This window comes from Micromonospora sp. WMMA1947, from assembly GCF_027497355.1.
GTDB lineage: Bacteria > Actinomycetota > Actinomycetes > Mycobacteriales > Micromonosporaceae > Micromonospora.
This window is the reverse complement of sequence record NZ_CP114909.1, coordinates 5,662,836-5,676,291: the sequence shown is the minus strand read 5'-3', so window position 1 is coordinate 5,676,291 and position 13,456 is coordinate 5,662,836. Positions and strand designations below refer to the sequence as shown.

Genomic DNA, 13,456 nt, shown 5'->3' with positions numbered 1-13,456 from the left:
CGACCGGGCCGGATCAGTTCAGGCCGCAGGTGGCGAACCCGTCCAGGTTCGGCCGCTGCGCGCCGACCCGGTTGAACGCGATCTCGATGCGGTCGAGCGCCGCGACGCGCTTGCTGCGCAACGGGCCGAGGACGGCGTTGTCGATGAACGCCGGTCCGCCCTCGGGGCGTACCGCGAGCTGGGCGAGGCGGGCGTTGGCCTCGGTGATCTGCTTGTCCAGCGTGGCCAGTTCGGCCTGCACCTGACCGGCGGCCGACGCCGGAACGGCGGGCAGCGCGACCCGGGGGCAGTTGACGGTCCGCGCCGCACCGCCGGCGTTGCCGTTCTGGCCGCCCGCGTTGCCGTTCTGACCCCCGGCGTTGCCGTTGCCGTTACCGGCCTGCCCGTTGCCGTTGCCGTTGCCGGCCTGGCCGGCGCCACCGTTGACGGCGCTCGGCACGCCCGGGGCGTTGAGCGTGCAGGTCGCCAGCGCGTCCAGGTCCGGCCGCTGCGCGCCGATTCGGTTGAAGGCGATCTCGATGCGGTCGAGCACGGCGACGCGCTTGCTGCGCAGCGGGCCGAGGATGGCGTTGTCGATGAACGCCGGTCCGCCCTCGGGGCGTACCGCCTGCCGGGCCAGCCGCTCGTTCTGCCGGACGATCTCCTGGTCCAGGTTGGCCAGTTCCCGTTCCACCTGGGCCGACGCCGCCGCGGGGACGGCGGGCAGCTTGTCGCGTACGGTCGGGCAGTTCACGGTCTGCGCGGCGGCAGTGGTAGCCGGGCGGTTGTTCTCGCCCGCCGACGCCAGTTGCAGTCCGCCGGCGAACAGCAGCGCCGCGAGGGCGCCCACCCCGCCGAGCTTCAGGACCGCGGTCTTGCGCGTACCCCTGGCCATGCACCTCTCCTCTGGTTGACCGGGAGGGCGGGTGCGGCGACCGCCGCGCCGCCTCCGCGGTGCGAAGTGACGACTGGAGGAATCGTGCTCGTGCCCGCTCCGGCATCGCGGTTCCGGCCGATGTTCCCGTCGGCAGTGGATACGGACGGTGCGGCGAGATCGTTCAGCGTCGGCCGAGGTTTGACCGTATCGACGCCCGTCGTTAGGCTGCGCTGAAAGCGCTTACTGAGCGGGAGGCGTGAGCGTTCGTCCGTGGCGACACGGACGTCCGGGCGACAAGGCCCGCCCTGACACCGACCGGGCATCGGTGCCGTTGCGGCGCGGGCACTGCACCACCACCCCGGAGGAGTGCACTATGATCAACCGACACCGCCGTACGGTGTTGTGGACCTCGGCCGCGGCGACGGCCGCGCTCGCCGCGTCCGGCCTGGCCGTCGGCGCGACCGCCGCGCAGGCGGCCGCCGGCTGCCGCGTCGACTACGCCGTCACCGCGCAGTGGGGCGGCGGCTTCACCGCCAACGTCAACCTGACCAACCTCGGCGACCCGCTCGACGGCTGGGCCGTCACCTGGACCTTCGCCGCCGGGCAGACAGTCGCGCAGGCCTGGGGCGCCGAGATCACCGCCGGCGGCGCGTCCGTCCGGGCCGCGAACGTCAGCTACAACGGCAGCCTGGGCACCAACGCGAGCACGTCGTTCGGCTTCAACGGCACCTGGAACAACAGCAGCAACCCGGTGCCGTCCACGTTCGCCGTCAACGGCGTCACCTGCACCGGCGGCGTCACCCCGACCACCGGCACGCCGACCAGCGCCCCGCCGCCGAGCAGCCCGCCGCCGAGCAGCCCGCCCCCGAGCACGCCACCCCCCAGCACGCCGCCGCCGGCCGGCGGCGCGATCTACGCCGCGCCGAACGGCACCGCCGGCGCGGCCGGCACCCAGGCCAGCCCCACCACGATCGCCGCGGCGATCACCCGCGTCGGCGCCGGCGGCACGATCTACCTGCGCGGCGGCACGTACAACCTGTCCCAGACGGTCACCGTCGCCGCCGGCAACAACGGCACGTCGAGCGCCCGCAAGAACCTGTACGCCTACCCCGGCGAGACGCCGATCCTCAACTTCTCGGCGATGAGCGAGGACCCGGCCAACCGGGGACTGGCGCTCAACGCGTCGTACTGGCACGTGCGCGGGCTCGTGGTGGAGCGGGCCGGTGACAACGGCATCTTCGTCGGCGGCAGCAACAACATCATCGAGCGGACGGTGACCCGGTTCAACCGCGACACCGGGCTGCAGCTGTCCCGGATCGCCTCCAGCACGCCCCGCGACCAGTGGCCCGCCAACAACCTGATGGTCAGTGTGGAGTCGCACGACAACGCCGACTCCGACGGCGAGGACGCCGACGGCTTCGCGGCCAAGCTCACCGTCGGCGGCGGGAACGTCTTCCGGTACGCGGTGTCGCACCACAACATCGACGACGGATGGGACCTCTACACCAAGTCCGACACCGGCGCGATCGGCACGGTGACCATCGAGGACTCGCTGGCCTTCAGCAACGGCACGCTGAGCAACGGTACGCAGAACGGCAACGGCGACCGCAACGGCTTCAAGCTCGGCGGCGAGGACATCGCTGTCAACCACACCGTCCGGCGCACCATCGCGTACCGCAATGGCAAGCACGGATTCACGTTCAACCGCAACCCGGGCACGATGACCATTTCGAACAACCTGAGCATCGACAACACCGAACGCAACTTCTCGTTCGACGCCGGCACCTCGGTGTTCCGGAGCAACACCTCCTGCCGTTTCGCCGGCGGTGGCTCGAACGACAAGACCGTCGGCAACGTGGACGGCTCGAACCAGTTCTGGTCCGGCTCGAACGGCTCCCGCTGCGCCACGTACCCCGGTGCCCTGGCCTGGTCCTTTGCCGGCGACGGCCGCCTGACGGTGACCCTCGGCGGCCGGCCGGTCTCCCTCTGACGGCCCGCCCCCCGCTCGATCGATCATGAGGTTGGCGGCCGGATCGGAGATCGACGCCGCCGTCAACCTCATGATCGACCCGGGCGGGGGTGAGGGCGGGGGTGGGGGCGGGGGTGGGGTGGGGGAGGAGATCGGACCGAAGGACCGGCTTGACAGCACGATCAAGTCTTAGGTTAGCCTAACCTCCGTGACGAGCAGAACGGTGCGAGCCGACGGCTTGAGCGGCAGTGACCTGCGGCTGGGCTATCACGGCACGACGGTGGTCCACGACGCCGCCATCACGCTGCGGCCCGCGGCAGTGACCGCGTTGGTCGGCCCGAACGGCAGCGGCAAGTCGACGCTGCTGCGCGGGCTGGCCCGCCTGCACCCGCTGGAGCACGGCGAGATCGTGCTGGCCGACGGCACGCCGGCCCGGTCGCTGTCCGCCCGGGACTTCGCCCGCCGGGTGACGCTGCTCGCGCAGAGCCGCCCCACCCCCAGCGGGGTGACGGTGCGCGACGTGGTCGGGTACGGCCGGCACCCGTACCGGCAGCGGTGGCGCGCGAACGACCTCGACGGGCCGGCCGCCATCGACCGGGCCATGCGGGTCACCGGCGTCGACGCCATGGCCGCCCGGCCGGTCGACGAGCTGTCCGGCGGTGAGCTGCAACGCGTGTGGCTGGCCACCTGCCTGGCCCAGGACACCGCGATCCTGCTGCTGGACGAGCCGACCACGTTCCTGGACCTGCGCTACCAGGTGGAGATCCTCGACCTGATGCGCGAACTCGCCGACACCGCCGGCGTCGCCGTCGGTGTGGTGCTGCACGACCTCAACCAGGCGGCTGCCGTCGCCGACCAGGTCGTGCTCCTGCACGAAGGCCGGGTACGCGGTGCCGGCACGCCGCACGAGGTGTTCACCGAGGCGGCGCTCACCGAGGCCTACGGCATCCGCGTCGAGGTGACCGTCGACCCGGTCACCAACCTGCTCTCCACTCGTCCCGTCGGCCGGCACACGACCCGCGTCTGTGCCTGACCGATTCCTGCACACAGAAGAGAAACCGATGTTGCGTACCCGCATGACCCTGCTCGCCGCCGCCGCGGCCGGCGCGCTGCTGATCGCCGGCTGCGGCACCACCGAGGAGCCCGCCGCCGCACCGTCCCCCTCCGACGCCGCGTCGACCGGCCCGGTCACCGTCACCGACAGCCGGGGCAAGACCATCACCCTCAAGAGCCCCGCCACCAAGGTCGTCGGCCTGGAGTGGGGCGAGGTGGAGATGCTCGTCGGCCTCGGCGTGATGCCGGTCGGCGTGGCCGACCCCAAGGGGTACGCCACCTGGGTGACCGCCGCCCCGCTCGACCCGGGCGTCAAGGACGTCGGCACCCGGGGTGAGCCGAGCGTCGACTCCATCGTCGCCCTCCAGCCGGACCTCGTGGTGATGGAGGCCGAGCGCGGCTCCGCCGTCGTCACCCAGCTGGAGAAGTACGTCCCGGTGCTGGTCACCAAGGGCAGCGACGCCTCCGACAACATCGGCCGGATGCGCGCGGACCTGAAGATGATCGCCACCGCGACCGGTCGTACCGCCCAGGCGGACAAGCTGCTCGCCGACTTCGACGCCGCCATCGCCGACGGCAAGAAGAAGATCGCCGACGCCGGGGCGGCCGGCAAGCAGTTCGCCATCGCCGACGGCTGGAAGGAGGGCAGCACCGTCTCGATCCGGATGTTCGGCCAGGGCGCGCTCGTCTCCCAGCTCGGCATCCAGCTCGGCCTCAAGAACGCCTGGACCGGCAAGACCGACGAGATGTGGGGCCTGGGCCAGACCGACGTCGAGGGCATGAACGTCCTCAAGAGCCAGGACCTGCACTTCTTCTACAACGCCTCGGACGGCACCGACGTGTTCGCCGACGGCCTCGCCGGCAACGCGATCTGGCGCTCCCTGCCGTTCGTGCAGCAGAACAAGCTGCACAAGATGCCCAACGGCATCTGGACCTTCGGCGGCACGCTGTCCGCCAAGCAGTACATCGACGAGCTCGTCAAGGTCTACACGGCTTGAGCGCGATGACCGCCCCCGCCCCGCCGGGGCCGGCCACCAGGCCGGCCCCGGTCGGGCCGCCGCCTGCCCGGCGCAGCCGGGTCGCCGGCGCGTTCACCCTCGCCGCCGTCGTGCTCGTCGCGATCACCGCGGTGCACCTCACCCAGGGCACGTCGTCGGTGGGGGCGCTGGACCTGCTCCGGCTGCTCACCGGTGGTGACGACGAGGCCGCCCGGATCCTCGTCGCCTCCCGCCTGCCCCGGCTGCTCACCGGCCTCGCCGTCGGCGTCGCGCTCGGTTTCGCCGGCGCCGCGCTGCAGTCGACCACCCGCAACCCGCTCGCCTCGCCGGACACGCTCGCGGTCAACGCGGGCGCGCATCTGGCGATCGTCTCCACCGCCGCGTTCGGGATCGCGCTGCCGGCGCTGCCCTCGGGCGGCCTGGCGTTCTGCGGCGGCCTCGCCGCCGCCTCCCTGGTCATGCTGCTCTCGGCCGGCGGCCAGGCCGCCACCACCCGGCTCATCCTCGCCGGCTCGGCCACCGCGATGGCGCTGGCCTCGGTGACCATGCTGCTCCTGCTGCTGTTCGAGCAGTCCACCATCGGCCTGTTCGCCTGGGGCAACGGCTCGCTCGTGCAGGGCGACCTGGTCGCGTTCACCCAGCTCGCCCCCGTGATCGGGGTCGCCGCGCTGCTGCTCGTGGCGCTCGGGCACCGGCTGGACCTGCTCGCCCTCGGCGACGACACCGCCACCGTGCTCGGGCTCAACGTGCGCCGCACCCGGCTCACAGTGGTGCTGCTGGCGGTGCTGCTCTCCGCCGCGGCGGTCACCATGGCCGGGCCGATCGGCTTCGTCGGCCTCGGCGCGCCGGTGATCGTCCGGCTGCTCGGCAAGTGGGTGCCCGAGGTGCACCGGCACCGGGTCCTGATGCCGCTGGCCGGCATCGTCGGCGTGGTCATCGTGCTCGGCTCCGACGTGCTGCTGCGGGCCGTGCTCGGCGGGCAGGCCGGCGTCGACGTGCCGACCGGCGTGGTGACCACGCTCTTCGGCGCGGTGCTGCTGATCTGGCTGGCCCGCCGCCACCGCGACGCCGGGCCGACCCGGCAGGCGCCGGGCGGTCACGCCGCCGTACGCTCCCGCGGCTTCGTCGCCGTGGTCATCGCGCTCTGCGCGGTCGTCGTCACCGCCGCGCTGGTGCTCGGCATGCTCTTCGGTGACACCTGGGTGCTGCTCGGCGACATCGTCAACTGGGTTCAGGGCCGCACCGGGCCGGCGTACACCTTCGTGCTGGACGCCCGCTGGCCGCGCGTCACCGCGGCGCTGCTGGCCGGCGCCGCGCTGGCCCTGGCCGGCACCACGGTGCAGGCGGTGTGCCGCAACCCGCTCGCCGAACCGGGCATCCTCGGCATCACCGGCGGCGCCGGCATCGGCGCGGTGTCGCTGCTGACGTTCGCGCCGATGGCCGGCGTGCTCGCCCTGTCCGGCGCCGCCGGACTCGGCGCCGTCGCCGCGTTCGCGCTGGTCTACGGCCTGGCGCGGCGGCGCGGGCTCAACTCCGACCGGCTGGTGCTGATCGGCTTCGCGGTCTGGCAGGGCGGTACGGCGGTCATCACGTTCATCGTGGTGTCGTCCGACCCGTGGAACACCGGCAAGGCGCTGACCTGGCTGTCCGGCTCCACCTACGGGCGTACCGCGCCGCAGGTGCTGCCGGTGGCGATCGCGCTGCTGATCGCGTTGCCGCTGGTGGCCGCCGTACGCCGCGAGCTGGACCTGCTCGCGCTCGACGACGACACGCCCCGCGTGCTCGGGGTCCGGCTGGAGCACGCCCGGCTGGTCGCGCTCGGCCTGGCGGCGATACTCACCGCCACCGCCGTGTCGGCGGTCGGCGTGATCGGCTTCGTCGGCCTGGTCGCGCCGCACGCGGCCCGCGCGCTGGTCGGCGGGCGGCACACCCGCGTCCTGCCGGTCGCGGTGCTGCTCGGCGCCACCCTGGTCAGCCTCGCCGACACGCTCGGCCGCACCGTCATCGCCCCCGCCCAGATCCCCGCCGGTCTGGTCACCGCACTGATCGGCACCCCGTACTTCGTCTGGCTGCTGTGGCGTTCCCGCGCCGCGGCAGCGGCCCGTTGACCCGTTCACCCACGAACCGCCCACCGGCCGTGAGAGGAATGACGCATGACCAGCACCTTGGCCGTCGCGCCCTGGCGAGTCTTCACCGTTGAGGTCCGCGCGCTACGGCGGCTCGGCCCGTCGTTCCTGCGGGTGACGCTCACCGGGCCGGACCTGGACCGGTTCGCCGACAACGGGTACGACCAGCGGATCAAGCTGGCCCTGCCGCCGGTCGACGGGGCGCCGGGGGAGCTGCCCGACGGGCCGGACTGGTTCCCGCGGTGGCGCGAGCTGCCGGACGGGCTGCGCAGCCCGATCCGCACGTACACGGTCCGCGCCGTGCGGCCGGAGGCGTACGAGGTGGACGTGGACATGGCGCTGCACGGCGACGGCGGCCCGGCGACCCGGTGGGCGCGGCGCGCCCGCCTCGGCGACCGGATCGCCGTGGTCGGCCCGGACGCCGGCTGGGACGGGCCGCACGGCGGCGTCGAGTTCCAGCCGCCCGCCGGGGCGACGCTGCTGCTCGCAGGCGACGAGACCGCCGCGCCGGCGATCTGCGCGATCCTGGAGCGGCTGCCCGCCGACGCGCGGGGACACGCGCTGGTGGAGGTGCCGGAGACCGGCGACGAGCTGCCCTGCGCGGCACCGGCCGGCGTCACGGTGACCTGGCTGCCCCGCGACGGCGCCCCGCACGGCAGCCGGCTCACCCCGGCCGTGACGAGCGTGGCCGGTCGCCTGGTGCAGGTACCTGTCGCGGTGGGCGCCGCGCCGCTGGCCGAGGTGGACGTGGACCGGGACATCCTCTGGGAGGTGCCGGAGCGGCCCGACGGCGCGGCGCTCTACGCCTGGCTGGCCGGGGAGGCGGCGATGATCCGCGGCCTGCGCCGCCACCTGGTCACCGAGCGGGGCATGGACCGGCGCGCGGTGGCGTTCATGGGCTACTGGCGGGCCGGTCGCGCGGAGAACTGAGACGTCCCCACCGCCGTTGAAGCGGGCCGGCGCCAGGTGCGCCGGCCCGCTTCGTCATCCGCGTGGCGCGTACGGGGCGAGCGGGTTGACCAGGGTGCCGGCGAACTGCAACGCGGCCGACGGGTCGGACAGGTCGACCATCTGCTGGTTGTTGCGCAGCTGGAGCCGGTTGAGGCAGGACAGCGTGAACTCCGGCGCGAACAGGTCGTGCCGGCGCATCCGGTCGGCCAGGTGCGGCACCGTCGCGGCGTAGTCGGCGGCGCACTCGGCCACCGTGCGCCAGAACCCGTCCTGGTCCAGCACGCCCTGGGTGTGCAGGGCGGCGCTCAGGTGCCGCAGGAAACAGTCGAAGACGTCGGTGAAGATGGACAGGATCTTCTCGTCCTCGGGCACGGCGGCCCGGATCCGTCCCACCCGCTCGGGCAGGTCCGCGTCCGGGTCCATCACCACGATCTCCTCGGCGATGTCCTTGAAGACGACCCGCTCCACGGCGCCGCCGTGCAGCACCAGGATGACGTTCTCGCCGTGCGGCATGAACGCCAGGTCGTAGGCGTACAGGCTGTGCAGCAGCGGCACCAGGTAGGCGTCCAGGTAGCGGCGCAACCAGTCGGCCGGCGCCAGCCCCGACTCGTCGATCAGCGCCGCGGCGAGCGACCGCCCGTCGCGGTCCAGGTGCAGCAGCGAGGCCATGGTGGCCAGCCGCCGCCCGGGTTCCAACGCGGGGACCGGGCTCTCCCGCCAGAGCGCCGCCAGCATCTTCCGGTACGGCGAATAGCGGTCGGTCGCCGCCTCGTACTGCCGGTGGCGGTAGCCGATCGCGGCCCGCTCCCGGATGATCGACAGCCGGGTGCGCCTGAGCACCGGGTCGGCCTCGATCAGCCCGGCCAGCCAGTCGTTGATCGCGGGCGTCGCCTCCATGTACGCGGCGGACAGGCCACGCATGAAGCCCATGTTCAGCACCGACAGCGCGGTCTTGACGTAGTGCTTCGCCGGGTCGCTGACGTTGAAGAAGGTACGGATGGACTGCTGCGCGAGGTATTCGTCCGGCCCTTCGCCGAGGCAGACCAGCCGGCGCCGGGCCACCTCACCGGCGAACGTGACGGCGAGCTTGTTCCACCACTGCCACGGGTGCACCGGCACGAACAGGTAGTCGGCCGGGTCCAGGCCCAGCCCGGTGAGCGTGGCGGTGAACCCGGCCAGCGTCTGCTCGCCCAGCTCGGCCCGGACCAGCGTGTCGTAGTCCAGGTCGTCGGCGCAGGTGAACGTGGTGTGGTCGCGGTGCGCGGCGAGCCAGAGCAGCCGTACCGGCGCGGCGGCCTCCGGGGCGTACGCGTGGTATTCGTGCACGCCGAAGCCGATGCGGCCGTTGTTCGCCACGAAGCAGGGATGCCCCTCGGTCATGCCGGTCTCGATCGCCTGGAAGTCGGCGGCGGCCAGCTCGGCGGCGCTCCGCGCGGGCTTGGCCAGCTTGTACGCGGTCCCGGCCAGCGTGGAGGTGATCTCCTCCAGGTAGACCGGCAGGATCGCGTCGGTGAGGCCGAGCGCGCCGCGCAGCTCCACGCACAGGTCGACGGCGTCGGGCGGCAGGTCCGCGTCGTCGCGGCGGCGCACGATGCTGTCCGGGTCGATCTGCCAGTGGTCCAGCGCCAGCCGCTGCGCGGCGAACCGGTACTCGACGGTGCCGTCGTCGCTGCGGACCAGCCACTGCCCGGGTCCGGCGGGCTCGGGGGTGATCAGGCGTTCGTGGGCGAACTCGGCGAGCGCCTTGCGCACCAGCAGCCGGTTGGCCGTCGCCCACGCCTCGGGGGTCAGGTGGTCCACGGATGCGCTGGCGTTCACGCCGGTGCCCCTTCCTCGCCTGCGGGCGCGCCGGTGGCGGCCCGGAACTGGTCCCGGGTGCAGACGCTGAGCAGCGCCTCCTTCTCGGGCTTGCGGATCGGGCCGACGACGGTGAAGCCGACGGCCGCGTTCAGTGCGTGCACGGCGGTATTGCGCACGTCCGGCTCCACCACCACCCGGCGGGTCGCCGGGTCGGCGAACAGCCAGGCCATCACCGTGGTGATGACGGCACGGGTGAAGCCGTGCACCGGCGTGTCGGCGGGTGCGCAGAGGAAGTGCATGCCGACGTCGCCGGGCTCCGGGTCGTACAGGCCGACCAGCTCGACGTGCGCCGGGTCGTACCGTTCGGCCAGGAACGCCGGGGTGCCGCGCCACGACCCCAGGTACGCGTCGTGGTGCGGGTGGTCGGCGATGCGCCGGTACTCCGCGGCGACCGCGTCCACGTCGGCGTCCTGCATCAGCCAGAACGCGGACTTGGGATGGGTCACCCAGCGGTGCAGCAGCGCGGCGTCGGCGTCCGGGTCCAGCGGGCGCAGCGTGAACTCGCCCAGCGCGTCGTCGACGCGGGTGAAGGCGGTCATGCGGGCGCTCATGCCGGCGCTCCGGCCGGCGCGCCGAACTCCTGGAAGGCGATGGCCTTCTCCACCGGGTAGTGCTCCCGGCCGGTCATCTCCCGGATCAGCCACGAGTTGCGGTACGGGCCCATGCCCAGGTCGGGCGAGGTGATGCTGTGGGTGTGGGTGCCGCCGTTCTGGAGGAACACGCCCCGGCCGGTGTGGTCGATGCTGTAGTTGCGGGCCACGTCGAAGCGGCCGTGCGCGTCGAAGCGCAGCCGGTCCCTCACCGGCGCGAGGAACTCCGGCACCCGGTAGTGGTAGCCGGTGGCGAGCACCAGCCCCTGCGTCTCCAGCGTGAACGCGCGGTCCTGCTCGGTGTGGCGCAGCCCGAGCCGGTAGCGGCCGTCGGCGTACGCCGCCTCGACCAGTTCGGTGTTGGTCAGCAGCCGGGTCGGCGCCGGACCGTGCAGGCTCTTGGCGTACAGCAGGTCGTAGATGTCGTTGATCAGGTCGGCGTTGATGCCCTTGAACAGCGGCTTCTGCGCGGCCTCCAGCGCGTAGCGGGTCGGCTCGGGCAGCGCGTGGAAGTAGTCCACGTAGTCCGGCGAGGTCATCTCGAGCGTCAGCTTGGTGTACTCCAGCGGGAAGAACCGGGGTGAGCGGGTCACCCAGGTGAGCTGGTAGCCGTACGTGTCGATGTCGCCGAGCAGGTCGTGGTAGATCTCGGCCGCGCTCTGGCCGCTGCCGACGATCGTGATGCTGTCCTTGGCCCGCAGCGCCTCCCGGTGCTCCAGGTAGCGCGAGTTGTGGATCAGGTCACCGCCCAGCCCGGCGCAGGCCGGCGGCAGGTACGGCGGGGTGCCGGTGCCGAGCACGAGGTGCCGGGCCCGGTGAGTGACCGGCCCGTCCGGCGTGTCCGCGTGCACCACGTACCGGTCGTCGGCCTCGTCGTGTTCGACGGCGGTGACGGTGTGCCGGAAGCGCAGGTTCGGCAGCTTGGCGGCGGCCCAGCGGCAGTAGTCGTTGTACTCGGCGCGCAGCGGGAAGAAGCTCTCCCGGATGTAGAACGGGTAGAGCCGGCCGGTCTCCTTCAGGTAGCTCAGGAACGAGTACGGCGAGGTGGGGTCCGCGAGCGTGACCAGGTCGGCGATGAACGGCGTCTGGAGCCGGGTGGACTCCAGCAGCATGCCGGGGTGCCAGTCGAAGCTGTCGCGGGCCTCCAGGAACAGCCCGTCGAGGTCGTCGATCGGTGCGGTGAGGCAGGCCAGGCCGAGGTTGTAGGGGCCCAGCCCGACGGCGATGAAGTCGTGGGTCGACATGGGGGTTCTCGTTCTCCTCGACGGGGGTCAGCCGACCGGGCAGGACAGCTCGGCGGCGGTCGCGGTCCGGGCGTACCAGGCGGCGTGGTCGGCGATGAGATCCAGCACGTGGGCGACGTCGTCCACAGTGGTCTCGGGGTTGAGCAGGGTGAGCTTCAGGTGGTGGGCGCCGTCGACCCGGGTCCCGGCGACCAGTGCCGCGCCGGAGGCGGCGAGCGCGTCGCGGGCGTGCAGGTTGGCCTCGTCGACCAGGTCGGGGGCGAGGCCGGGGGGCCGGTAGCGGAAGACCACCGTGCTCAGCTGCGACGGGGCGGCCACCTCGAACCGCGGGTCGGCGTCGAGCCGCCGCCACGCCTGCGCCGCGAGGTCGACGACCTGGTCGAACAGCGCGCCGATCGCGTCCGGCCCCATGATCCGCAGGGTCAGCCAGAGCTTGCAGGCGTCGAACCGGCGAGTGGTCTGGATACTCTTGTCGACCTGGTTCGGGATGCCCTGCTCGACCGCCCGGGCCGGGTTGAGGTAGTCGGCGTGCCAGGTGGCGTGGCGCAGCGTCCGGCCGTCGCGGACCAGCAGCGCGCTGGAGCTGACCGGCTGGAAGAACGACTTGTGGTAGTCCACAGTCACCGACGCGGCCCGCTCGATGCCGTCGAGCAGGTGCCGGCGGGTGGGGGAGACCAGCAGCCCGCAGCCGTACGCGGCGTCGACGTGCAGCCAGACGCCCGCGCCGGCGCAGATGTCGGCGATCTCCGGCAGCGGGTCGACGGTGCCGAAGTCGGTGGTGCCGGCGGTGGCGACGACGGCCATCACCACGCGGCCGTCGCGACGGCAGCTGTCGATCACGCGGGCCAGCTCGTCGGTGCGCATCCGGCGGTTCGCGTCGGTGGGCACGGTGAGCACCGCGTCGGCGGCCAGTCCGAGCAGCTTGGCGGCCTTCTGCACGCTGAAGTGCCCGGCCGCGGAGGTGATGATCCGCAGCCGGGACAGCACCGCCGGCCGGTCCGGCCGGCCGTCGGCGCCGCCCACCACCCGGCGGTACGCCTCCTCGCGTGCCAGCAGCAGCGCCTGGAGGTTCGACTGGGTGCCGCCGCTGGTGAAGACCCCGTCGGCGGCCGGTCCCAGCCCGATGCGCCCGGCCGTCCACTCGATCAGCCGCCGCTCCATCAGCGTCGCGCCGGCGCTCTGGTCCCAGGTGTCCAGTGAGGAGTTGACGGCGCTGAGCACCGCCTCCCCGAGCAGCGCCGGGATGACCACCGGGCAGTTGAGGTGGGCCAGGTAGCGCGGGTGGTGGAAGTACACGGCGTCGCGCAGCCACACGTCGTGCAGCTCGTCCAGGGCGGCGTCGGTGTCGCCCAGCGGCCGGTCCAGATCGATGCCGCCGATGAGCGGCGCCAGTTCGTCGGGCGTGACACCGGTGAACGGCCCGTCCACCTCGGCCACCCGGCGGGCGACCCGGTCGACGCCGCGGGCGAGCACGTCCCGGTACCGCCCGAGCGAGCCGGCGTTGAACAGGTGGCCGCGTGCCTCGGTGGCGATGCGGCCGGTGTCGGTGGGCGCGGCGCCGGTCGGGCTCCCGATCGAACTCATGCGACTTCCCAGCGGTCGTGCGGACAGGGCGCGCGGCCAGAGCCGCGGCGATCAGGTTAGGTTAGGCTGGCCTAACAAGCAAGCGCGACTCGACCTGTTTTGTCCCGCATGTACCGCCGGTTGGCGATGTCCGCCTGTCGCGGTAAGGTCGCCGTCGGTTAGGGGAGGTTATCCTAAGTTGACGATCGAATGGAACCACCGCCGGGCGCACCCGGGCGGGGCACG

General features: G+C 72.8%; 10 protein-coding genes. 5 read left to right on the top strand and 5 right to left on the bottom strand.

The window, feature by feature from the left end:
- Positions 1-13: 13 nt before the first annotated feature.
- Positions 14-874: a hypothetical protein gene (locus O7604_RS26765; protein WP_269706763.1), complete on the bottom strand. Its 861-nt coding sequence runs from the start codon at positions 872-874 to the stop codon at positions 14-16.
- 355 nt (positions 875-1,229) lie between these two features.
- Between O7604_RS26765 and O7604_RS26760 the strand changes: the two genes are divergently transcribed.
- The 5 genes from O7604_RS26760 to O7604_RS26740 all read left to right on the top strand — a co-directional run bounded on the left by O7604_RS26760 (position 1,230) and on the right by O7604_RS26740 (position 7,932).
- Complete coding sequence (locus O7604_RS26760) at positions 1,230-2,846, top strand: cellulose-binding domain-containing protein (RefSeq protein WP_281578165.1); 1,617 nt, start codon at positions 1,230-1,232, stop codon at positions 2,844-2,846.
- A 202-nt stretch (positions 2,847-3,048) separates the two neighbouring features.
- The gene (locus O7604_RS26755) at positions 3,049-3,858 is read left to right on the top strand and encodes an ABC transporter ATP-binding protein (RefSeq protein ID WP_269707115.1); all 810 of its coding nucleotides are present in this window, start codon (positions 3,049-3,051) and stop codon (positions 3,856-3,858) included.
- Positions 3,859-3,886: 28 nt separating this feature from the next.
- Positions 3,887-4,876 carry an iron-siderophore ABC transporter substrate-binding protein gene (locus O7604_RS26750; protein WP_269706761.1) on the top strand — a complete coding sequence of 330 codons (990 nt, stop codon included), beginning with the start codon at positions 3,887-3,889 and terminating at the stop codon, positions 4,874-4,876.
- A gap of 5 nt (positions 4,877-4,881) precedes the next feature.
- A complete protein-coding gene (locus tag O7604_RS26745; protein ID WP_269707114.1) occupies positions 4,882-6,984 on the top strand; it encodes an iron ABC transporter permease in 2,103 nt (700 codons plus the stop codon).
- A 45-nt stretch (positions 6,985-7,029) separates the two neighbouring features.
- Positions 7,030-7,932 carry a siderophore-interacting protein gene (locus O7604_RS26740; RefSeq protein ID WP_269706760.1) on the top strand — a complete coding sequence of 301 codons (903 nt, stop codon included), beginning with the start codon at positions 7,030-7,032 and terminating at the stop codon, positions 7,930-7,932.
- A gap of 54 nt (positions 7,933-7,986) precedes the next feature.
- Here the strand turns inward: O7604_RS26740 and O7604_RS26735 are convergent, their stop codons facing one another.
- From O7604_RS26735 to O7604_RS26720, 4 genes are read right to left on the bottom strand one after another with little or no spacing between them, the layout of a single operon-like run.
- The gene (locus O7604_RS26735) at positions 7,987-9,771 is read right to left on the bottom strand and encodes an IucA/IucC family siderophore biosynthesis protein (RefSeq protein WP_269706759.1); all 1,785 of its coding nucleotides are present in this window, start codon (positions 9,769-9,771) and stop codon (positions 7,987-7,989) included.
- Entirely contained in the window at positions 9,768-10,352 is a 585-nt protein-coding gene (locus O7604_RS26730) for a GNAT family N-acetyltransferase (RefSeq protein WP_281580010.1), read from the bottom strand. Before O7604_RS26730 ends, O7604_RS26735 begins: the two co-directional genes overlap by 4 nt.
- Positions 10,353-10,360: 8 nt before the next feature.
- Positions 10,361-11,647, bottom strand: a complete 1,287-nt coding sequence (locus tag O7604_RS26725) for a lysine N(6)-hydroxylase/L-ornithine N(5)-oxygenase family protein (protein WP_269706758.1) — start codon at positions 11,645-11,647, stop codon at positions 10,361-10,363.
- Between the two features lie 27 nt (positions 11,648-11,674).
- Entirely contained in the window at positions 11,675-13,231 is a 1,557-nt protein-coding gene (locus O7604_RS26720) for an aspartate aminotransferase family protein (protein ID WP_281578164.1), read from the bottom strand.
- Positions 13,232-13,456: the final 225 nt, after the last annotated feature.